General features: G+C 67.6%; 20 protein-coding genes. 11 read left to right on the forward strand and 9 right to left on the reverse strand.

Going from position 1 to position 20,401, the window contains the following annotated elements; genetic code table 11:
- Window positions 1-90: 90 nt before the first annotated feature.
- The 4 genes from GKZ92_RS04545 to GKZ92_RS04560 all read right to left on the reverse strand — a co-directional run bounded on the left by GKZ92_RS04545 (window position 91) and on the right by GKZ92_RS04560 (window position 5,655).
- Window positions 91-1,794: a DUF222 domain-containing protein gene (locus tag GKZ92_RS04545; protein WP_006358557.1), complete on the reverse strand. Its 1,704-nt coding sequence runs from the start codon at window positions 1,792-1,794 to the stop codon at window positions 91-93.
- 92 nt (window positions 1,795-1,886) lie between these two features.
- Window positions 1,887-3,320 (reverse strand): plasmid pRiA4b ORF-3 family protein, encoded by a 1,434-nt coding sequence (locus GKZ92_RS04550; RefSeq protein ID WP_035753343.1) that lies wholly within the window; start codon window positions 3,318-3,320, stop codon window positions 1,887-1,889.
- Window positions 3,321-3,440: 120 nt separating this feature from the next.
- Window positions 3,441-4,043 (reverse strand): YdcF family protein, encoded by a 603-nt coding sequence (locus tag GKZ92_RS04555; RefSeq protein WP_035753341.1) that lies wholly within the window; start codon window positions 4,041-4,043, stop codon window positions 3,441-3,443.
- A gap of 127 nt (window positions 4,044-4,170) precedes the next feature.
- Window positions 4,171-5,655, reverse strand: a complete 1,485-nt coding sequence (locus tag GKZ92_RS04560) for an NAD-dependent succinate-semialdehyde dehydrogenase (RefSeq protein ID WP_035753339.1) — start codon at window positions 5,653-5,655, stop codon at window positions 4,171-4,173.
- A gap of 115 nt (window positions 5,656-5,770) precedes the next feature.
- Between GKZ92_RS04560 and GKZ92_RS04565 the strand changes: the two genes are divergently transcribed.
- The 7 genes from GKZ92_RS04565 (at window position 5,771) to ccsB (ending at window position 12,995) form a co-directional block, all read left to right on the forward strand.
- Window positions 5,771-6,688: an SGNH/GDSL hydrolase family protein gene (locus GKZ92_RS04565; RefSeq protein WP_372512918.1), complete on the forward strand. Its 918-nt coding sequence runs from the start codon at window positions 5,771-5,773 to the stop codon at window positions 6,686-6,688.
- Window positions 6,689-6,785: 97 nt separating this feature from the next.
- Window positions 6,786-8,135 carry a glutamate-1-semialdehyde 2,1-aminomutase gene (hemL, locus tag GKZ92_RS04570; RefSeq protein WP_035753336.1) on the forward strand — a complete coding sequence of 450 codons (1,350 nt, stop codon included), beginning with the start codon at window positions 6,786-6,788 and terminating at the stop codon, window positions 8,133-8,135.
- A complete protein-coding gene (locus GKZ92_RS04575) occupies window positions 8,135-8,761 on the forward strand; it encodes a histidine phosphatase family protein (RefSeq protein WP_035753334.1) in 627 nt (208 codons plus the stop codon). The genes hemL and GKZ92_RS04575 overlap by 1 nt, the downstream gene beginning before the upstream one ends.
- Before the next feature lie 19 nt (window positions 8,762-8,780).
- Window positions 8,781-9,374: a TlpA family protein disulfide reductase gene (locus tag GKZ92_RS04580; RefSeq protein WP_035753330.1), complete on the forward strand. Its 594-nt coding sequence runs from the start codon at window positions 8,781-8,783 to the stop codon at window positions 9,372-9,374.
- A complete protein-coding gene (locus tag GKZ92_RS04585) occupies window positions 9,374-10,204 on the forward strand; it encodes a cytochrome c biogenesis CcdA family protein (RefSeq protein WP_006358566.1) in 831 nt (276 codons plus the stop codon). The genes GKZ92_RS04580 and GKZ92_RS04585 overlap by 1 nt, the downstream gene beginning before the upstream one ends.
- 13 nt (window positions 10,205-10,217) lie before the next feature.
- Window positions 10,218-11,948: a cytochrome c biogenesis protein ResB gene (resB, locus tag GKZ92_RS04590; RefSeq protein WP_035753327.1), complete on the forward strand. Its 1,731-nt coding sequence runs from the start codon at window positions 10,218-10,220 to the stop codon at window positions 11,946-11,948.
- Between the two features lie 21 nt (window positions 11,949-11,969).
- Window positions 11,970-12,995 carry a c-type cytochrome biogenesis protein CcsB gene (gene ccsB, locus GKZ92_RS04595; RefSeq protein ID WP_155225031.1) on the forward strand — a complete coding sequence of 342 codons (1,026 nt, stop codon included), beginning with the start codon at window positions 11,970-11,972 and terminating at the stop codon, window positions 12,993-12,995.
- A 4-nt stretch (window positions 12,996-12,999) separates the two neighbouring features.
- Here the strand turns inward: ccsB and GKZ92_RS04600 are convergent, their stop codons facing one another.
- The 3 genes from GKZ92_RS04600 to GKZ92_RS04610 form a co-directional block, all read right to left on the reverse strand.
- The gene (locus GKZ92_RS04600; protein WP_006358569.1) at window positions 13,000-13,467 is read right to left on the reverse strand and encodes a helix-turn-helix domain-containing protein; all 468 of its coding nucleotides are present in this window, start codon (window positions 13,465-13,467) and stop codon (window positions 13,000-13,002) included.
- A gap of 138 nt (window positions 13,468-13,605) precedes the next feature.
- The gene (locus tag GKZ92_RS04605) at window positions 13,606-13,824 is read right to left on the reverse strand and encodes a hypothetical protein (RefSeq protein WP_006358570.1); all 219 of its coding nucleotides are present in this window, start codon (window positions 13,822-13,824) and stop codon (window positions 13,606-13,608) included.
- Window positions 13,825-13,897: 73 nt separating this feature from the next.
- Window positions 13,898-14,119 carry a BldC family transcriptional regulator gene (locus tag GKZ92_RS04610; protein WP_006435233.1) on the reverse strand — a complete coding sequence of 74 codons (222 nt, stop codon included), beginning with the start codon at window positions 14,117-14,119 and terminating at the stop codon, window positions 13,898-13,900.
- A 188-nt stretch (window positions 14,120-14,307) separates the two neighbouring features.
- Here GKZ92_RS04610 and GKZ92_RS04615 point away from each other — a divergent pair, with 188 nt between their 5' ends.
- The 4 genes from GKZ92_RS04615 to GKZ92_RS04630 are packed head-to-tail and all read left to right on the forward strand — an operon-like array spanning window position 14,308 to window position 19,093.
- Window positions 14,308-14,634: a DUF4229 domain-containing protein gene (locus tag GKZ92_RS04615; protein WP_035753444.1), complete on the forward strand. Its 327-nt coding sequence runs from the start codon at window positions 14,308-14,310 to the stop codon at window positions 14,632-14,634.
- 25 nt (window positions 14,635-14,659) lie between these two features.
- Window positions 14,660-15,781 (forward strand): PLP-dependent cysteine synthase family protein, encoded by a 1,122-nt coding sequence (locus GKZ92_RS04620; RefSeq protein ID WP_155225032.1) that lies wholly within the window; start codon window positions 14,660-14,662, stop codon window positions 15,779-15,781.
- 40 nt (window positions 15,782-15,821) lie between these two features.
- A complete protein-coding gene (locus tag GKZ92_RS04625) occupies window positions 15,822-16,514 on the forward strand; it encodes an ABC transporter ATP-binding protein (RefSeq protein WP_006358574.1) in 693 nt (230 codons plus the stop codon).
- The gene (locus GKZ92_RS04630) at window positions 16,511-19,093 is read left to right on the forward strand and encodes an ABC transporter permease (protein WP_196222030.1); all 2,583 of its coding nucleotides are present in this window, start codon (window positions 16,511-16,513) and stop codon (window positions 19,091-19,093) included. Before GKZ92_RS04625 ends, GKZ92_RS04630 begins: the two co-directional genes overlap by 4 nt.
- A gap of 73 nt (window positions 19,094-19,166) precedes the next feature.
- On the opposite strand, the gene GKZ92_RS04635 is transcribed toward GKZ92_RS04630, so the two are convergent.
- Together GKZ92_RS04635 and GKZ92_RS04640 are read right to left on the reverse strand one after the other, a co-directional pair.
- Complete coding sequence (locus tag GKZ92_RS04635) at window positions 19,167-19,862, reverse strand: LysE family transporter (RefSeq protein WP_155225033.1); 696 nt, start codon at window positions 19,860-19,862, stop codon at window positions 19,167-19,169.
- 262 nt (window positions 19,863-20,124) lie between these two features.
- Window positions 20,125-20,397 (reverse strand): hypothetical protein, encoded by a 273-nt coding sequence (locus GKZ92_RS04640; RefSeq protein WP_035753319.1) that lies wholly within the window; start codon window positions 20,395-20,397, stop codon window positions 20,125-20,127.
- Window positions 20,398-20,401: the final 4 nt, after the last annotated feature.

Below are 20,401 nucleotides of genomic sequence, written 5' to 3' on the forward strand. Positions count from 1 at the left end.
GCGCTACACCTCGGGGGCGATTCGCGCAGCGAATCGCCCCCCGTCGGCATATCGAAGCCGGCCTTCAGCCGCCCGCGCACTTGTTCTGTGTCAGAACGGTGGCGGGTTGTTTCGGTCCCACTCGTCTTGTTGTCGACGATGGGTGTCGGTGCGGTGGTCGCGCTCGTCGGTGAGTCGTTGCCGCGCCGGGTGGTCGGGTGGCTGGGTTTTCAACGACGCGAACAGGTCTCGCCCGGTGTACGGGTTGCCCAGGTAGGTGTGGCCGGTGGGGGCTTCGAACCACACGGCGAGGTACTCGTCCTGGGAGTCGCGCCACCTGCCAAAGGTTTTGATGCGGTGGTGGAACCGGCACAACGGTTTGAGGTTGTGTTGGAGGGTCTTTCCGCCGCGGTCGGGGTGGCGGTGGTCGTATGGGTGGGTGTGGTCGAGGTCGACGGTCCACACCGGTTGGTTGCAGCCGGGGAAGGTGCAGCACAACTCGCCGGCGCGGACGAGTGCTTGCAGTTTCTTGCTCGGCACGTAGGTGCTGGCGGCTGCCGCGGCCCGGGCGTCGGCGTCGGCCGGGTCGGTGCGCACCCCGGTGGTGATGAAGGTGTGAACCGCGTCAGCGAAGAGCCGGCGCATGGTGTGGGCGTCGATCAGCCCGTGGCCGTCGAGCATGCCGGGTGCGTTGTCGAGCCCGACCAAAGTCGTCAGGTTGCCCACGATGTGGTAGGTCGGTCGGGGTGCGCGGCAACTGGTGCAGGTGCAAGTGCAGTCGCCGGTCGGCTCCGAGACCGGCGCGTTGTCTTCGGGTTCGGTTGCGGCGGTGTCGGTCACGGCCGGTACAGCAACGGGGGTGGGCTCGGGGTCGGGTGTTGCCGCGTCGGCGGGTTCGGCGGGCTCGGGGGTGTCGAGGTTCTGCTCGGCTGGTGGGGGTGTGCAGTCGGCGCACCGGCAGTCCAGGGTTTGTCTGCCGTGGGCGAGGGCGAGTAGGGCGTCGGCGCGGCGCTGGGGCATGGTGCGCGGGTCGCCGGTGTGCACGCCGGTGGCCATGGAGGTCAGCTGGGCGTTGAGGGCGGCGGCGTCGGTGTGGGGGAAGTGTCCGGTGATGCGCGACTGGCCGGGCTGGTGGCGGTCGGGTCGGATGTTGACTCCGCGGTCCCGGGTGGCCTGGTCGTTGCGGCGCTTGACCGCATCAGGTGCCTGCCTGTGCACGATCTGGTCGACCATGGTGGTGAACCGCGCCGTGGACATCGGATCGCGCGCCAGGATTGCCTCGGCCAACGCGGCGTCCACTATAGGCATGGTGGCGTTGTCGACGAAGTCTGTGCGTTTGAGTGCGATCAGGAACCGGTCGAGGTCGATTCGTCCGCAGGCCAGGGTGGTGCCGGTCAGCGGAAGTCGGTACCGCATGGCGTCGCCGGTGCGGATGAGATCGCGGGCCTCGGCGGGGGTGAGGTTCAGGGCGGCGCCGAGTTCGGCGGTGGCTTGTTCGAATCCGTTGGGCCCGAACTGTTCATACGGGTCCGCACCGGTAACTGCTTGTGCTGTCCTGTCGAGGAGTTCGTCGATGGAACCTGCCTCGCCGGGGTGAATCGCACTGCGGTGCAGTAGGTATTCTTCTTCGCGTTGTTCGTGGAGCAGGCTGGCGGTGATCAGTGTGCGGCAGGTGTTGGCGGCGTTCATCGATGCCGAATAGACGGCGGTGCTGATCAGGGCTTCGGGCGAGAGGCCGGCGAGTGATCCGAACACGTCGAACCCCGCGTCGGGGAGATCCCCGCCGGGGTCGATGGTGCCGAACTCGAAAGCCATGACACCACCATACGAAGGGGGTCCGACAAAACCGTCGGCACGACTCCGACGGATCGTCAGGCGCCAGAACTACTTTCGGTAGTAGACGTGGGTCAGCGGTGTCGGATGGCGCGCCGCGCGATCTCGATGGCCGTCGAACTCAGCGTCACCCCTCGGAGTCCCCGTTCCGGGGGCGAGACGGCTCCGAAGAACTCGTAGATTCCGTTGTCGAGGTCATAGAGGTCGTACTTCTGGATCGGGCGCCCGCCCGGGCCCTGCCAGCGATACGCGGTGAGCAGCGCGCCGATCGTCTCGAGTGGCATCTCGTCGCCGGGTTCGGAGGCGGCGGCGAAGAAGAGCATCAGCAGACTCGCGTCCTCGCTGAATTGATCCATCTTCTGGTTCAGCAGCCGGTCTGCGAGATGGTCGGCCAGTGCCTGCGGATCGTCGGCGAGGTTCGCTCCGGCTCGGGTCGGCAGGAGGCGGCCTTTGTACTTGCGTAACAACCCCATCCGAAGCATGGACTCGCGGAAGTGCAATACCGGCGCGCTCTGGACTTCTCGATTCTTGGCGCCGAAGAAGTACTTCATCGTCGGCAACACCTTGGACGCCGCAACCACGTCAGCAGGTTTCAAGTAGCCAGCCGAGGTGAGTGTGAATCCTTCATCACGTGCGCGACGCAGGAACCACAGGTACGGGTTCAGGTCGGCCTCGAGTTGCTCACCCGTCGCCATTGTTGATGAACTCGCCAGCCGACCTGCGCTCGCCGTCAGAGCTCCGGACTCGTCGAACGGTTGAATCCGGCACAGCAGAACGCCGAGACGACCATCGATCCCGGCATCGACGAGCGAGAGGATGGGATCGCTGAGTGCGGCGTTCACCTCGTCGATGTCGAAATGTGCGGGGTCGTCGACGACCTCGGCGAGTGACTCCGCGTCGGTGATCCCGCCGCAGTCCTCCGGCGGTGCAGCTCGCCGACCGCCGACGCAGCGGGCCCACGGGGTGTCCTTCGACGCCTCGTGGACGCTTTCGACCTGCAATGTCAGTTCCCAGCTGTCGCCGTAGTCGTAGACGTAGCGCAGGACGTCGCCTTGTCCGTGGAGCGTCTCGTCGAGGCGAACCTCGGCGACGGGTGTGCCCACCTCCTCGCCTTCCTGGGCGTCGAACGGGCACAGGAACAGTTCACTCCTGCGGTCGAATGGGCTGCCGCCCAGGGCAAAACGATAGAGGTGGTAGTCCAGCCATCCGAACGCCGCTTGAATGATCCGGTGCAGATCTCCGAGAGAAACATCCGAGCGGACGTCGAGGCGGCGCCAGATGGGAGGACGCGCCTCGTCGAGATCTACGCGGATGCGGAACACCACGGTCTCGGCGAGCGGTTCCTTGCGATGACGAACCGACGGAGGTCGCATGAACCTGTCCGCGGCGGCAGCGCTGAGCTGATTCAACAGTGTGGGGAGTTCGTTCGGTTGTAGGCCGGCAATCATCGACTCGAACTGGCGACGCAGTTCTTCGGCATCGGGCGATTCGTGGCCAGGATCGTGCATGCTGCCCAGCGTAGGCCAGGCCCCCGTTTCCCGCGGTGTCCGTTTCCCTCCCGCTTACCGGATCCGGCAAGCGGGAGGGAAACAGTCGGGCGGGAGGGGGACCGCCCCGCGGGGAAGTGTCTATGCGTACGCCGGCCGGAACGTCAGCCGGGCTCCCTGGGCCTTGGCGGCGTCGCGGAAATTCTTCATCGCGCGTTCCATGTGGAAGCCGTTCGTGACGATGAGAGCGCCGGTCCCGCCCATCCGTTTCAGCATCGCCACCGTGTTCTGGGCGTTCTGCACAGTCGAGGTCGACGCGACCTCGTTGACCATCTGCCACGGCGGGATTCCGCGTCGGATCAAGCCGATGTTCATGAACTGTGCCTCGGCGATGGGTAGCCAGTGGGTGTCGCCGCCCGAGGCGATGATCCGGTTGAACGGATGCTTCTTGGCGAGGTTCGCTGCGACGTTCAGTCGCTGGGTCATGATCTGCGGTGTCTGCCCGAACTGGCCGAACCTGGCGCCGAGGACGACGATGTAGCGGGTCGGCGGGCTTTCCCAGAGGAACGTGCTGTTGGGGGTGCCGAGCTCGGAACTGCCGAGGTCAACGCTCCCGAAATCCAAACTGGTGGCGGCTGATTCGATCTTCGCTGTGCTGTTGTCCCCGGTGGTGGTGACGGCAACACCGGCCGTCGTCACCGCCGCGGCGACGGCGATCGCGGGCATCATTCTTCTCAGACGCATGCTCTCGAAGTGTACGGATGAGCACGGCCGTGCAGGTTTCGGCGCGATAACATCTGCATCACCAGTCACATACGTAACAGGTTGAATCAGCGTCGAACCATCGTCGGATCATCAGGTCGCGCAGGGTTCAGGTGAGCGCGATGTACTTCACCGAGAGGTACTCGTCGATTCCTTCGCTGCCGCCCTCGCGGCCGATGCCCGACTGCTTGATCCCGCCGAACGGCGCTGCGGCATCGGAGATCACGCCGCGGTTCACCCCGACCATGCCCGAATCCAGTCGGCTCGCGACGCGCATGCATCGTTCCAGGTCGCGGCTGTAAAAGTACGCCGCCAGGCCGTACTCGGTCGAGTTCGCGGCAGCGATCGCGTCGTCCTCGGCGTCGAAGGTGCTGATCACCGCGACCGGGCCGAAGATCTCCTCCCGGGTGACCGGGGCATACGGGTCGACGTTGTCGAGAACCGTTGCCGGGAAGAAGAATCCGCGACCGTCGGGTCGTTCCCCACCGAGCCGGACCCGTGCTCCGTCGCTCACGGCCTGCTCGACGGCGGCCGCGACCTTGTCCCGCTGATCGGCGTTGACCAGCGGCCCGAGGGTCACGCCGTCCTTGTAGCCCGGCCCCATCACGACGTCGGACATCTTCTCCACCAGCTTGGTGGTGAACTCCTCGGCGACACCGGATTGCACGAGGAATCGGTTGGCCGCTGTGCAGGCCTCGCCGCCGTTGCGCATCTTGGCCGCGAACGCTCCCTCGACCGCGGCGTCGACGTCGGCGTCGTCGAAGACCAGGAACGGTGCGTTGCCGCCGAGTTCCATCGAGGTGCGTTGCACGCGTTCGGCCGCCTGCCCGAGCAGGTTGCGGCCCACCGGCGTAGAGCCGGTGAAGCTGATCTTGCGAATCCGGTCGTCGGTGATCAGTGCGGTGGACACCTCGCCGCTCGAACTCGTCGGCAGCACCGACAGCACACCGGGCGGCAACCCCGCCTCCGCGAAGGCCTCGGCCAGCGCCAGCATCGTCAGCGGTGTCTCCCGCGGCGGTTTCACGATCATGACGTTGCCGGCGGCCAGCGCCGGCCCGATCTTGCGCGTTCCCATCGCGAGCGGAAAGTTCCACGGCGTGATCGCCAGACACGGTCCGACCGGCTGATGGGCGACGAGGATCCGTCCGTTGCCCGCGGGGGCCTGGGTGAACCGCCCGCCGATGCGGACCGCCTCCTCGGCGAACCAACGAAGGAACTCGTTTCCGTACTTGGTCTCCGCCCGGCTGTCGGGGAGTGCGCGGCCGAGTTCGAGCGTCATCAGCAGGGCGATGTCGTCGGCGCGGTCGGTGAGCAACTCGAACGTCCGGCGCAGGATCTCGCCGCGCTCGCGGGCGGGCGTCGCGGCCCACTCGTCGGACACGGCGACCGCGTGGTCGAGCGCGGAGCGGGCATCGGCGACCCCGGCGTCGGCGACCGAGGTCAGCGACTCCTCCGTGGCCGGGTCGTACACCTCGAAGGTGGCGCCGTCGGCGGCCGGCGTCGAGCGGCCGTTGATCCACAGTCCGGTCGGCACCCCGTCGAGAACCGCCTGGGGATCGATCACATCCCTGTCGCCGACATCGCTGGAGTTCATGCGGTCTCACATCCTCGTCTGTTCGAGTTGCAGCCTCGGCATTCGCACGCCGTTTTCAACGCTACCGGCCGGGCGGTGGTTGCCGACCGCCTTCGCGCGGACGCACGATGGGTTGGTGGACACACGACACCGATGCGGTCGGACCAGCTCCCTGTTGCGCGGTCTCGGCCTGCTCGCGGTGGCCGCGACCCTGGCGACTGGTTGCTCGAGCGACGACGCCGCGGGCAGCCCAGGCCCGCCGCCCACATCCGCCGAGACCCAGACCGCCGACAACCGCACGGATTACGTCAACCTCGGCGACAGCTTCAGTGCGGGGACCGGCGTCCAGCCGCTGGTGGAGGACTCGCCGATCCTGTGCTTGCGCTCGTCGAAGAACTTCGCGCACATCGTTGCCGCGGAGGAAGACCTCTCGCTGACCGACGTCAGCTGCGGCGGCGCCGAGACCGCCGACTTCCGGAACGCCCAGCACGAGGGGGTGCCGCCGCAGCTCGACGCCCTGACCGCTGACGCCGACATCGTCACGGTGATGATCGGCGGCAACGACAAGGGGACCTATGGGCGGACGATCGAGCTCTGCAGCCGAGCGGCGGACACCAATCCACTCGGCTCGCCGTGCACCGATCGGTACGGACGCTCTTTGATCGAGCCGGTCGCCACCGACATCTATCCGGCCATCCGTCAGGCGCTGCGCGACGTGAAGGCCAAGGCGCCGGACGCGAAGGTGCTGCTCGTCGGCTATCCGTGGCTGATGCCGCCGACCGTCGGCTGCTACCCCGAGATGAAGCTCGCCGTCGGCGACGCCCCCATGATCCGCGAGCTGCAGACCTCGCTCAACGAGTACGGCCGACGCGCTGCCGAGGACGAGGGTGTCCGGTTCGTGGACATGCTGCCGGTGTCGGTGGGGCACGACGCCTGCGCCGGTCCGCAACGCTGGATCGAGCCGATGACGGCGCAGGGACCCGCCCGGGTTCACCCGAACGAACGGGGCCAGGCAGCGATCGCGGAGCAGGTCCGCAAGGCGCTCGCGAACTGACCGTCGACGGCCCCATCTGACACCCCCGCGTGATCCGGAGCACCCTCTCACCAGCGGCGATTTGGGTCACCCGGTGCCATTTGGAACACTGTAGGCCGTGACCCCTTCCGTTGACGGCCCCATCGTCGAGCATTCCGACTCCTCCGCTGCGCTGTTCGCCCGCGCCGCCGAGGCCATCCCGGGCGGCGTCAACTCTCCGGTCCGTGCCTTCTCTGCGGTCGGCGGGACCCCGCGCTTCATCTCCAGTGCCCAGGGCTGCCGCCTGACCGATGCCGACGGCAACACCTACGTCGACCTCGTCAGCTCGTGGGGACCGATGATCCTCGGCCACGCGCATCCGGCCGTCGTCGAAGCCGTGCAGCGTGCGGCGACCAGCGGTTTGTCGTTCGGCGCGCCCACCGAGGCCGAGATCGAACTGGCCGAGGAGATCATCGGCCGCGTCGATCCGGTCCAGCGTGTGCGCCTGGTGAACTCGGGTACCGAGGCCACGATGTCGGCGATCCGGCTCGCCCGCGGATTCACCGGTCGTTCCAAGATCATCAAGTTCGCCGGCTGCTACCACGGTCACGTCGACGCCCTGCTCGCCGCCGCCGGTTCGGGTCTGGCGACGCTCGGTCTGCCGACGAGCCCGGGCGTCACCGGTGCGTCGGCCCACGACACCCTGGTTCTGCCCTACAACGACCTGAAGGCCGTCGCGAAGGCATTCGAGGAGCACGGCCACGACATCGCCGCGGTCATCACCGAGGCGGCCGCCGGCAACATGGGCGCGATCGCGCCGCACGCGGGCTTCAACGCCGGTCTCCGCGAGGTCACCCGCCGCCACGGCGCGCTGCTGATCATGGACGAGGTCATGACCGGCTTCCGGGTGAGCCCGAGCGGCTGGTATGGCCTCGAAGGAGTCGCGGGAGACCTCTACACCTTCGGCAAGGTCATGAGCGGCGGCCTGCCCGCCGCCGCCTTCGGTGGTCGCGCCGACGTCATGGAACGCCTCGCGCCGACCGGCCCGGTCTACCAGGCGGGCACCCTGTCGGGGAACCCGGTCGCGGTGGCCGCCGGCCTCGCCACCCTGCGTCACGCCGACCACGAGGTCTACAACAAGCTCGACGCCAACGCCGACCGTCTCGCCGGACTGCTCACGGAGTCGCTCACCGCAGCCGGTGTCAGCCACCGCGTGCAGAAGGCGGGCAACCTCCTGAGTGTGTTCTTCACTACCGACCCGGAGATCCCGATCGTCGACTACGCGGGGGTGAATGCGACGCAGACCTGGCGATTCGCCCCGTTCTTCCACGCGCTGCTCGAACGCGGGGTGTACGCACCGCCGAGTGCCTTCGAGGCCTGGTTTGTGTCCGCCGCACTCGACGAGGATGCTTTCTCGCAGATCGCCGACGCGCTGCCCGCGGCAGCGCAAGCAGCCGCTACCGCAGCCACCCCGGGGGACAACGCCTGATGCACACGATCGTCCACATGATGCGCCACGGAGAGGTCGACAACCCGGAGGGCATCCTCTACGGCCGACTCCCCGGTTTCCGGCTCTCCGGCACCGGCCGCTCGCAGGCGCAGACGGTCGCCGACGCCCTCGCCGACCACGACGTCAAGGCCGTCTTCGCCTCGCCGCTGCAGCGTGCGCAGGAGACCGCGACCCCGATCGCGGCCGCCCACGGGCTGTCCATCCAGACCAACGACGACCTCATCGAGGCCGACAACGTCTTCGAGGGCCTCAAGGTCTCCGTCGGCGACGGCGCGCTGAGCAAGCCGCGGCACTGGCCCAAGCTGCGTGACCCCTTCACCCCGTCGTGGGGCGAGCCGTACATTCAGCTGGCCCACCGCATGCTGGCCGCGGCCAACAAGGCCCGCGACGCCGCACGCGGCCACGAGGCCATCTGCGTCAGCCATCAGCTGCCCGTCTACACGCTGCGTCGGTTCCTCGAAGGTCAGCGCCTCTGGCACGACCCGCGTCGGCGGCAGTGCTCGCTGGCCTCGCTGACCAGCCTGATCTACGACGACGACGCCCTCGTCGACATCATCTACTCCGAGCCGGCCGGTGCATCCGACCCGCTGGCCACCGGTGCGTGAAGCCAGAGGTAGAGAAGCAGTGCGCAAGTTCCTCCTGCCGGCAGTGCTGTCGGCCCTGATCCTGCTGATCAGCGGCTGCAGCACCGGTGACGACGCGGTGGCACAGGGGAACACCTTCCAGTTCGTGTCGCCCGGCGGGCAGACGGTCATCACCTACGAACCGGCCGACCGCAAACCGATCGCCGGCCTCGAGGGCGAGGACCTCGTGAGCGGGCAGCCGCTGTCGCTGTCCGACGCCCGGTTCGCCGACAAGGTCGTGGTCATCAACGTCTGGGGTTCGTGGTGCGGGCCCTGCCGTGGCGAGGCCGACGACCTCGAGCGCGTCTACGAGGACAACCGCGACGACGGAGTCGAGTTCCTCGGCATCAACCTGCGCGACGACCGGAACTCCGCGAAGGACTTCGTGATCGACCGCAAGGTCGGGTTCCCGTCCATCTACGACTTCCCGGGCCTGTCCCTGGCGGCACTGACCACCCCGACCTCGGTGGTCCCGACGACGATCGTCCTCGACCGTCAGCACCGGCCGGCCGCGGTCTTCCTCAAGGCCGTCTCCGACAAGGAACTCGACGAGGTCGTCAAGCGGGTCGCCGCGGAACCCACGGGTGCCGCCTGATGTCCCAGCCCACCACGGCCGACCTGACGACGACCGTCCTCGCCTCGTCGATCGGCGACACCTTCGCCGACACGGTGACCAGCGGCCCGCTACTACTCGCCCTCGCGGCATGTCTGCTGGCCGGTCTCGTCTCGTTCGCGTCGCCGTGCGTGGTGCCGCTCGTCCCCGGTTACCTGTCGTATCTCGCGGGACTCGTCGGCGCCGAGGCGCCCGCGGTGAAGGCGGGCGAGGGAGCCAAGACCGGACGCTCACGGGTCGCGCTCGCCGCCGGCCTGTTCGTACTCGGTTTCACCGTCGTGTTCGTCGCTGCCACCGCGACGGTGCTGGGGGTCACCAGCACGTTCGTCCTCAATCGTGAACTGCTGCAACGTATCGGCGGCGTCGTCACCATCGCCATGGGCCTGGTGTTCATCGGCCTCATCCCGGCCCTGCAGCGTGAGGTCCGCTTCGAGCCGGTGCGCGTCTCCAACATCGTCGGCGCCCCGCTGCTCGGCGCGGTCTTCGCGCTCGGCTGGACGCCGTGCCTCGGACCGACGCTGGCCTCGGTCATCGCGACCGTCAGCGGCACCGAGGGTGCGACCGCGGCCAAGGGCGTGACCCTCATCGTCGCGTACTGCCTGGGCCTCGGCCTGCCGTTCGTCGTGCTGGCATTCTCCTCGGCGTGGGCCCTGCGCAGCCTCGGCTGGCTGCGCCGCAACGCCCGGACCATCCAGATCATCGGTGGCGTCCTCCTCATCGGCGTGGGCGTCGCACTGCTGACCGGCTGGTGGGACCAGTTCATCGTCTGGGTCCAGGTCCGCTTCGTCACCGACACCCAACTACCGATCTGAGCGTGTTGCAGCCATGACCGACGTCTCCGACCGTCCCCAGGTGGACACCCCCGAACCCGGCGCGCCCAAGCCGCACTGGGCCCGACGCCGGGTGCTCTGGCCGCTGCGCAACCTGTGGCGTTCGCTGACCTCGATGCGCACCGCCCTGCTGCTGCTCTTCCTGCTCGCACTCGCGGCGATCCCCGGAGCGCTCCTCCCACAGCGCGAGCTGAACGAGACCAAGACGCTCGAGTACATCGCCGAACGCGGCACGCTCGGCACCTGGATGGACCGACTGCAGCTGTTCGACGTCTTCTCCAGCGTCTGGTTCACCGCCATCTACGTGCTGCTGTTCGTCTCGCTGGTCGGTTGCCTCACGCCGCGGATGATCGAGCACTTCCACAGCCTGCGTGCCAAACCCGTTGCCGCGCCGCGCAATCTGTCGCGGCTCCCGCGGCACGTCACGCACACCGTCGACGGCACCCCCGACGAGATCGCCGAGCGCATCAACGGCCGGCTCCGCGGCTGGCGGCGCGAGGTCGTCGTCCGCGAACCGTCCAAGGCCTACCCCGAGGGCTGCGTCGAGGTGTCCGCGGAGAAGGGTTACCTGCGGGAGTTCGGCAACCTGGTCTTCCACTTCGCGCTGCTCGCGCTGCTGGTGTCGATCGCGGCCGGAAAGATGTTCGGCTACGAGGGCACGCGAATCCTCGTCGCCGACGGCGAGCAGGGCATGTGCAACACCTCGACCGCCGTCTACGACTCCTTCCGCGCCGGCAACCTCGTCGACGGCACCGACCTGTCGCCGTTCTGCTTCCGCGTCGACGACTTCTCGGCGACCTTCCTGCCCAGCGGGCAGCCCGACATGTACGACGCGACGATCCGCTACGCGGAGGGAACCAAGGTCGGCTCCCCGGACACCTGGACCAGCACCTCGGTCCGCGTGAACGAACCGCTGCGCGTCGCCGGCGACCGCGTCTACGTGCTGGGCAACGGCTTCGCCCCGACCTTCACCGTGACCTTCCCCAACGGGGAGAAGCGCACCCAGACCGTCCCGTTCGTCCCGGACGAACTGCAGACGATGCTGTCCTCGGGTGCGGTGCGCTACGACACCCCGGCCGGTCTCTATCCCGACGCCGACGAGCGACGGAAGAACCAGATCGCGCTCGAGGGCCTGTTCGCGCCGACCGCGCTCTACCACGGGACCCTGCTGACGTCGCTGTCTCCCGAGCCCGACGACCCGGCCGTCGCGATCCGCGTCTACAAGGGCGACACCGGTCTCGACACCGGCAAACCGCAGAACGTCTACTCCCTCGATCAGGACCTCGTCGAGCAGGGCCGCCTCCAGCGGCAGGCACAGGTGAACCTGAGCATCGGCCAGAGCCACACCACCGCCGACGGCACCACCGTCACCTTCGACGGATACAAGCGGTGGGTGTCGGTGCAGGTCTCCCACGACCCGGCACAGATCTGGGTGCTGGTCAGCTCGATCGTGATGCTCGGCGGGCTTCTGATCTCGCTGCTGATCCGCCGCCGTCGCATCTGGGCGCGGCTCGTCCCGGCACCGGTCACCACCGGGCAGGACGGCAGTCGAAACCCGGCCGGCTCCGAACCGCTCGATGGAAAACGACGTACTGTAGTAGAGATTGCCGGTCTGGCCCGTACCGATCAGGCCGGCTGGGGTGAAGGGTTCGAAGATCAGGCGGCGGCACTCGTCGCCGACGACGCGGACGAATCCACCTCGCGGCGCGCGACCCGGCGGCTCTAGGCGCCGGCGAAAGGAACTCTGATGAACAACGGCACCGTCCAGGTGGACGAGACGCTGGCACGCTACTCCGACCTGCTGTTCGGCACCGCGATGGCCGTGTACGTGGTCGCCGCGTTCCTGTTCTTCGGTGCGCTGGCGGCGGTTCGCGGTCGCCGGCTCGAGGAGCGGGAACTCGTCGCCGCCGGTACCGCCTCGGCTTCGGCCGGTTCCGACGACGTCCGGGTGCCGGGTCGCGTCGCGGGCCCGGCGAAGCGGACGTTCGGGGACAAGCTCGGCAACATGGGCCTGCCCGTCGTGATCGTCGGGCTCGTCGCGCACCTCGCGTCGATCGTGCTGCGCGCCATGGCAACCGACCGTGTGCCGTGGGGCAACATGTACGAGTTCGTCTCGATGACGTGTGCCGCCGGTGTGATCGCCGCGCTGGTCATCCTGCGCAAGCCCGAACACCGTCCGCTGCTCTCGTTCGTGCTGCTGCCGGTCGTCCTGCTGATGTTCATCGCCGGCCGCTGGCTCTACACCCAGGCCGCGCCCGTGGTGCCGGCGCTCAAGTCGTACTGGCTGGCCGTGCACGTCTCGATCATCTCGGTGTCCTCGGGCATCCTCATGGTCTCCGGCGTCGCCAGCATCCTCTACCTGATGAAGATGCGGTGGGCATCGAACCCCGCCGACGACGCGGCTTCCACCGCTCGCCCGGGACTGGGCGGCGCGCTGCGTCGCATCGTCGACCACATCCCGGCGGCCGAGAGCCTGGACCGCCTCGCCTACAAGACCGTTGTCGTCGGCTTCCCGCTCTTCGGCCTCGGCGTGATCTGCGGTGCCATCTGGGCCGAGGCCGCCTGGGGACGATTCTGGGGCTGGGACCCCAAGGAGACGGTGTCGTTCATCGCGTGGGTGATCTACGCGGCCTACCTGCACGCCCGCGCAACCGCAGGCTGGCGCAACACCGCCGCGGCCTGGATCAACGTCGCCGGCTTCGTCGCGATGCTGTTCAACCTGTTCATCATCAACCTGGTCGTCTCGGGCCTGCACTCGTACGCAGGCCTCTGAGCCGTCAGGCGTCGGGCTCCGGGGTCTCGGCCTGCTTCGCCAGAGCCTGTGACTTCACGAGTTTCAGCAGATCGATGAGGGCATCGATCGTGTCCGGGCACAGTGAACCGAGGTCGATCCCGGCCAGGTGGCTGCCGGTGACCTCGAGCATCTCGACATAGTTCTGCTGCTGTCTGACGCGCTCGAGGTCCTCGTCGGGATTGGAGAGGAAATAAGTGACGCTCACGTCGAAGGCACGGGAGATGGCTTCGACGGTGCGGAACGACGGAGTACGAGCTTTGCCGGTGCGGAGCTGCGAGATGTACGCATCCGACAGCGAGTACCCCAAGCGGTTCGCTTTCTCGGCGATCTTCTTGCCGGTGTAGCGGATCCCGTTCTCGTCACGGCTGTGCTCGAACAGGTGACCGATCTTGTCTGCGAAGCTCAGGTCGTCATCGGTCGACGCCCCTTGCGGAGATCGTCCCGGGTTCAACGGCGCCTTCTCTCGGATCATCCATCGTGGAGTCGATGATGAGAAGGACATTACCCTACCCCTGGGTATGTTCCGGCAAGGCTTTCTGAATCTCGTCTCAGGTTTTTGTATATGACGCGGTTCAGCAGATGGCTGACGTCAGAGGTCGTCAGCTTCTCCGCCGTTGGTGTCACGGGTGCGATTGTCGAGGTCACGAAGAAAGTCGGGGTCGTCGTCGGGGCCGACCGGCCCTCTGGAGCGACGCCGTTGACCGCCGGACGGGGAGGCGCTGCCGCCGCCGTCGGGTTGCGGTCCGAACGCACGCCACATCAGGAAACCGATGGCGAGCAGACCGAGAACGGCGAACAGATAAGTCATGGCAACCTCCCGTCAACCAGGGTACGTCAGTTCGTCTGGCAGCCGGTTGAGGTCGCTCGATGGGCCGGCCCGACTAGTGGGTGCGACGGTTCAGGAGTGCGACCACGTCCTCTTCGCGGAAGCGTCGATGGCCGCCCGGGGTGCGGATGGAGCCGAGGATGCCCGAGCTGGCCCAGCGTGCGACGGTTTTGGGATTCACATTGAACATCGCCGCCACCTGGCCGGGGGTCAGGGTGTGCTGGCTGGCGAGTCCCGGGGTGATGTAGGTGGACGCGGTTGTTTCGATGCTGGTCACGTTTCCCCCTGAAACGATGGTGCCCTGTCGGTGCGCCACGGTTTGGCGAATCGGCCCGGCACGTGATGGACGCGTGTTTCATGAATACACGCAAATCGCCCAGGTACTCGAACCGTCAGCCGCAGGTAAAGAGCGTGCAAAGGCCCTCGACGTGCAGGTCTTCGAGGGGTGCCAAGTACTCTGAGGTGGTGAGTGAAGCGCAAGACCCTGCCCCCGGTACACCTACGCCAAGCGGCCGCCCCGCGACCCTGGCGGTCGCCCTGTTCGGTTACACGGTCGCGCGCATGCTGCTCGTCGTGGTCATCGCCGCCGTCATCCTCTTCGGCGGAAAGCTCGTCGGTGTCGACGTGCCGTTCCTCGTGGCCGCAGTCTTCGGCGTGCTGATCGCGCTCCCGCTTGGCATGTACCTGTTCAAGTCGCTCAGGCTGAAGGTCAACGGCGAGATCGCCGCGATCGAGGCCGATCGTCGGGCCCGCCACGACGACCTCCAGTCGCGCCTGCGCGGGGACAAGTGAGGTCGTTCCGAACGGGGCGTCCCGCATGAGGCCGACGCGGGTCGTCGATCATCGGGGAGACCGCGCCTGGGCGCAGAACGCGGTACGGCTGATCGAGGCCGACGCCCGGCGCAGTGCCGACACGCATTTGCTGCGGGTTCCGTTGCCCGCGTGGTCGCGATGGTCCGGGCCCGACGGCGAGGCCGGTGTCGACCTGTACCTGAAGGACGAGTCGACACATCCGACCGGATCGCTGAAGCATCGTCTGGCCCGGTCGCTGTTCCTCTACGCCATCTGCAACGGCTGGGTCACCGAGGGCACGCCCGTCATCGAGGCGTCGTCGGGCTCGACGGCCGTCAGCGAGGCCTACTTCGCCGAGCTGATCGGCGTGCCGTTCATCGCGGTGATGACGTCGAGTACGTCGCCGGCGAAGACCAGGCTGATCGAACGGCACGGCGGCCGTTGTCATTTCGTCGAACATCCCGGCGAGGTCTACACCGAGGCGTTGCGCCTCGAGGCCGAGTTGGGCGGGCACTTCATCGACCAGTTCACGATGGCCGAACGGGCCACCGACTGGCGCGGCAACAACAACATCGCCGAATCGATCTTCGCCCAGATGGCCGACGAGGAGCACCCGGTCCCGACGTGGATCGTGGTGGGCGCCGGTACCGGCGGCACCTCGGCGACGCTCGGCCGCTATGTGCGGTACCGGCGCCACGAAACCTGGCTCGCGGTCGTCGACCCGGAGAACTCGGTGTTCCTGCCGGCGTACGAGACCGGAGACGGAACGCTCACCGGTGAGATCGGTTCGCGTATCGAGGGAATCGGCCGGCCGCGCGTCGAGCCGTCGTTCATCTCCCAGGTGATCGACCGGATGATCGGCGTTCCCGATGAGGCCTCGATCGCCACCACGCACCGGTTGTCGGAGATGCTGGGGCGCCGCGTCGGCGGGTCGACCGGCACCAACATATGGGGTGCGTTCTCCCTCGTCGCGGAGATGGTCGCCGATCGTCGGGCCGGCAGCATCGTGACGCTCCTGTGCGATCCGGGTGACCGCTACGCCAACACCTACTTCGACGAGAAGTGGATCGCTGCACAGTCTTTCGATCTGGACCCGGCGAACGCGATCCTAGATGAGTTCCTCGCGACGGGACGCTGGACGGCTTGAGCCCCGAGCCGCACCAACCCGGTGGGCTACCATCCGGGGGGTGCCGACCGAAACCGTGCGTCCACTCGTCGAGGCCGTCGACCTGGTGCGTGAGTACCAGATGGGTGAGGAACGCGTCCGCGCCCTCGACGGACTGAATCTGACCATCGACGGAGGGCAGTTCGCGTCCATCGTCGGTCCCTCCGGCGCGGGCAAGTCCACGCTGCTGCACATCCTGGGCGCCCTCGACACCCCGACATCGGGCCGGATCTCCATCGACGGAGTCGATCTCGGTGCGCTCGACGACACCGCCGCGTCGGCCTTCCGGCGCCATCGCGTCGGCTTCGTCTTCCAGTTCTTCAACCTCGTCCCGACCATGTCGGCGTGGGAGAACGTGGCGCTGCCACGACTGCTCGACAACCAGTCGCTGCGCAAGGCCAAACCGCGCGCCGTCGAACTCCTCGAGCAGGTGGGCCTCGGCGACCGCGTCGACCACCGGCCGTCGGAATTGTCCGGCGGACAGATGCAGCGCGTGGCCATCGCCCGGTCGCTCATCATGGACCCGACGATCCTGCTCGCCGACGAACCCACCGGCAACCTCGACTCCAAGACCGGGGAATCGGTGCTGGAACTGCTCGCCGACGTCGCGCACGCCGCGCCGGATCGACTGGTGGTCATGGTGACCCACGACCCCAAGGCGGCTGCGTTCGCCGACACCACGATCACGGTGCGCGACGGGAAGATCGCGGAGTGAGCGACACCCCGCCGGCTGAGCAGCCGACCAGCGCAGCGAGGAGGCGTGTCGAAGCCCTGCTCGCCGGCTTCACCCGTATCCGGTTGCTCAACATTCGCGAGATCCGCACCCACCGACTGCGGCTGTTCACCTCGCTCGCGGTGGTCATCGTCTCGTCGGCGCTGCTCGTCGCTGTTCTGGGGACCTTCGGTTCGACCTCGGAGTCGGTGCGCGCGTTCAACAATGCGATCTCCGGTTCGGCCGATCTCGAGGTCGCGGCGATCGCCGACAGCGGCGTCGACCAGTCGTTGGCCGGGCAGATCCGCCGCGACGTCGACGGTGCCAAAGCCGTCGTACCGATGATCCGCGGGTCGGTCGTCGTCGACGAGTCGGCGATCCCGCTCATCGGTTCCGACCAGCGCGTCACGTCGCTGTCGGGGAGCCTGCGATCCGCCGTGCAACAGGAGAACTCCGCCTCGATCGACATCGACCGACTGCGCAACGGCGTCTTCGTCGGACCGGGACTCGGCCTCGACGTCGGGCAGAAGCTGACGGTCAACGGCGTCGACGTCGAGGTGCTGGAGGTCGTCGACAACGAGCAGGCGGCCGGACTCAACAACGGTCGGTTTCTGTTCGCCTACCTCGACCTCGCGCAACGACTCGTCGGGCTGGAAGGACGACTCGATTCGATCCTCATCGTCACCGAACCGGGCGTCGATGTCGGTTCGGTGCGCAAGCAGGTCGAGGAGATCGTCGACGGCCGGGCGGTCGTCGTCGATCCGGACTTCCGCGCCAAACAGGCCGAGGTCGCGAGTTCGGTGACGCGCGACGCGACGCTGCTCGTCTCGCTGGTGTCGCTGGTGATCGCGGCGTTCCTGGTCTTCAACACGATGAACATGGCGGTGGCGTCGCGGCGCGGTTCGCTCGCCATGATCCGGGCGTTGGGCGCCAAACGATCACACCTCGTCGGTGACATGCTGGGCGAGGCCGCCCTGATGGGTCTGGTCGGTGGTGTGGTCGGTATCCCGTTCGGAATCCTCGCCGGCCGCGCGGTCATCGCGAGCCTGCCCGATCCGCCGCCCGACACGGTGGGCACGGTCATCAACTATCACCTCCCGGGGTACGCGCCCGTGGTCGCGGTCCTCGCGTGTGTGATCGCCTGTGTCGCCGCCACATCGCTGGCCGCGCGATCGGTGTTCTCGGTGTCGCCGGTGGAGGCGATGGCTCCCGTCGAGGTGTCCGACGCGTCGAGACGTCGCGGCCCGGTGGTCGTGATCGCGGCGATGGTGGGTGTCGCCGGGTTGATCGCATCGTGGGTCATCGTGGCCACGGTGCCCGGCCGGCCGGCGATCCTCGCCGGTGTCGTCTATCTCGTGGGTGCGCTGCTGGTGTGCTTCGCGTTGTCGAATCCGTTGACGTGGCTGGTGGTTCGGGTCGCCCGCTGGTTCCGCGGACCGGGTCAGCTGGCGTCGGTCAACACCGAGCGCGCGCCGCGTCGGGCGTGGGCGACGCTCATGACGGTCGCCGTGGCGATCGCCGTGGGCATGGGGACGTCGGGTGCGCTGGACAACCTCGTCTCGTCGATGTCGAAATCGCTGGACGGCCTGGGCGACCCAGACTTCTACGTGTCGTCGTCCTCGTCGGCGAGCCTGCCGCTGGGTCCGATCCTGCCGCCGTCGATCCGCGGCGAGGCCGCGAAGGTGCCCGGGGTGACCGAGGTCGTCGGCGGTCAGTGGGCTGCGGTCAACATCGGCGAGAGCCGAGCGAATGTGCAGGGTCTGGAACCCGGGTCGCGAGCGCCGTTCATGCGGAAGGCGACGCCGGAGTCGGTCGAGCAGGTGCTCGCCGGGAACGGCATCCTGTTGTCGAATGTGCTTGCGCGCGTGCTCGATGTGGGTGTCGGAGACACGGTGACGCTGGCGACGCCGACCGGTCCGCACGACGTCATCGTCCGGGACACCGTCGACTACGTCTCCGTGGACTCCGGGGTCGCCGCGCTGTCGCAGCAGCAGCTGGGGGAGTGGTTCGGACGCGAGGGCGACACCTACCTGCAGGTGATCACCGCACCCGACGCCGACCCCGAGCAGGTGCAGAAGTCGCTCGAAGCGCTGGTCGCGGAGGTTCCGACCACCGGCAACAAACCCATCAGCGTCTACACCGGTGCGGAAGCGCTCGCCGCCACGCAGGCGACCGTCCAGCAGGCGGGTTCGTTCACGGTGGCCATCCAGTGGATCGTCGCCGGCGCCGCCGCGATCGCGCTGCTGAACACCCTGCTGCTCTCGGTGATCGAGCGTCGTCGTGAGTTGGGTGTGCTCCGGGCGATGGGTGCCTCGCGGAAATTCATCTCGCGCATGGTGCTCGCCGAGGCCGCCGCGGTCGCGGTGGTGGGTGCCCTCGTCGGCGTGGTCCTCGGTGCGATGATGCATCTGTTGAGTGACCGAATCCTCAGTGTGACAACCTCATTGACGGTGATCTACTCGCCTCGACCGTCTGCCGCGATGTTCGTCGCGATCGCGGTGGCGCTGTGCCTGGTGGGCGCGTTCCTACCGGCCGTGCGCGCAGCGCGGATGAACATCAGCGAGTCGATTCTGAACGAGTAGGTCCTGCCCGGTGCTGCTGATTTCCGTATGACGTTGTGCCCGGAATCCGGGCACAACGTCATACGGAGAAAACTCACGACCCGATCAGGATTCGGGCGGCGAGGAGCATCGTCAGCGCACCTCCGATGACCGCCGTCCATCGTCGACCACGGTCGCCGACGAGCGCTGCGCCGAGGAACGAACCGCCCGCGGCGAGAACCAGTTGCCACGCCGCCGAGCCGATCAGTACGCCGAGAACGAATGCGGTGCCAGAGGCCGCCGTGGGTTCGACGACCGCACCGCCGGCCACGAGAGCGGCGAAGTAGATGACCGTCGCGGGGTTGATCGCCGTCACGCCGAACACGCTGACATAGGCGCGGCCGGCGGTGCCGAAGAGGCGTGAGGGCCCGGCATCCGTTGTCCCGCTTCGGCTTCGCCAGCCCGATCGAAGCATCATCGCGCCGAGGACCAGAAGTACGAGGCCGGCCACCCAACGCAGGGGTGTCGCCACACTTCCGACTGCGGCGGTGACCGCACTCCCGCCGATCACCGCCAAGCTCGCGTAGAGGGCGTCGACCGTCGCGGCTCCCAGGCCGCCGCCGGCTGCGACCCGCCACCCGCGGTGTGCGCCGGTCATCACTATGAGTGCACCGACGGCACCGACCGGAACCGCGACGGCGAGACCGGCAACGATCCCACCGAACAGTGCGGTGATCACGAGTGCGCTGCCGAACCCTCCCTGCAGAGGTTCTGCTGCTGCGCGCAGGGCAGGTGCTCGTCGGCGGACCATCCAGCGGCGGTGGGAGTCGTCATGAGCCGTGACGGTAGCAGTGCGACGCTCCGAACGTGCCGCGAGTTCTCGTGGTCAGAGCCGTGGCGTCCTCAGATCATCATGGCATTCAGCGGTGCGCCGACGTTCGGTATCGCGGCAAGGATGTTGCGACCGGCTGCTGCCACCTCATCTGCTCGGCGTGGTCGTCGAGCCCTTCCTTCTTGGGGCAGTTTGATCCGGTAGGCGGATCAAACTGCCCCAACTTCTGGCGGAGTCTGTCTCAGGTGAGTCTCCCTGTTCGGACCTCGTACTCGATCTCGTGTCGAACCTGCTCGGCGATCTCCTGCGCCACGTCATACGGAGCTTGTTTCCATCCGTTGTGGTGCTGCCAGTCGAAGATCGCGTCGTCGTAGCGACGTCTGAACTCCTCCTCGAGTCGCTTCTCGCGGTCGAGTTCGGGGAAGCGCGCGGCGAGGTCCTTGAGGGTTGTGCCCGGCGGTGACTTGAGCGCGGCGATGATGTGGGGCTTCAGTCCTTCGAGTTCACTTGACATGGTT

Source organism: Gordonia sp. 135 (assembly GCF_009720185.1).
Taxonomy (GTDB): Bacteria; Actinomycetota; Actinomycetes; order Mycobacteriales; family Mycobacteriaceae; genus Gordonia; species Gordonia alkanivorans.

What these genes read in the sequence shown, in the direction of transcription:
- GKZ92_RS04555 (WP_035753341.1), bottom strand. Translation starts at nt 4,043, where the DNA reads ATGCGTCTGAGAAGAATGATGCCCGCGATCGCCGTCGCCGCGGCGGTG.
- GKZ92_RS04605 (WP_006358570.1), bottom strand. Translation starts at nt 13,824, where the DNA reads ATGACTTATCTGTTCGCCGTTCTCGGTCTGCTCGCCATCGGTTTCCTG.
- GKZ92_RS04640 (WP_035753319.1), bottom strand. Translation starts at nt 20,397, where the DNA reads ATGTCAAGTGAACTCGAAGGACTGAAGCCCCACATCATCGCCGCGCTC.
- GKZ92_RS04575 (WP_035753334.1), top strand. Translation starts at nt 8,135, where the DNA reads ATGCACACGATCGTCCACATGATGCGCCACGGAGAGGTCGACAACCCG.
- GKZ92_RS04560 (WP_035753339.1), bottom strand. Translation starts at nt 5,655, where the DNA reads ATGAACTCCAGCGATGTCGGCGACAGGGATGTGATCGATCCCCAGGCG.
- GKZ92_RS04550 (WP_035753343.1), bottom strand. Translation starts at nt 3,320, where the DNA reads ATGCACGATCCTGGCCACGAATCGCCCGATGCCGAAGAACTGCGTCGC.
- ccsB (WP_155225031.1), top strand. Translation starts at nt 11,970, where the DNA reads ATGAACAACGGCACCGTCCAGGTGGACGAGACGCTGGCACGCTACTCC.
- resB (WP_035753327.1), top strand. Translation starts at nt 10,218, where the DNA reads ATGACCGACGTCTCCGACCGTCCCCAGGTGGACACCCCCGAACCCGGC.
- GKZ92_RS04585 (WP_006358566.1), top strand. Translation starts at nt 9,374, where the DNA reads ATGTCCCAGCCCACCACGGCCGACCTGACGACGACCGTCCTCGCCTCG.
- GKZ92_RS04545 (WP_006358557.1), bottom strand. Translation starts at nt 1,794, where the DNA reads ATGGCTTTCGAGTTCGGCACCATCGACCCCGGCGGGGATCTCCCCGAC.
- GKZ92_RS04635 (WP_155225033.1), bottom strand. Translation starts at nt 19,862, where the DNA reads ATGGTCCGCCGACGAGCACCTGCCCTGCGCGCAGCAGCAGAACCTCTG.
- GKZ92_RS04620 (WP_155225032.1), top strand. Translation starts at nt 14,660, where the DNA reads ATGAGGCCGACGCGGGTCGTCGATCATCGGGGAGACCGCGCCTGGGCG.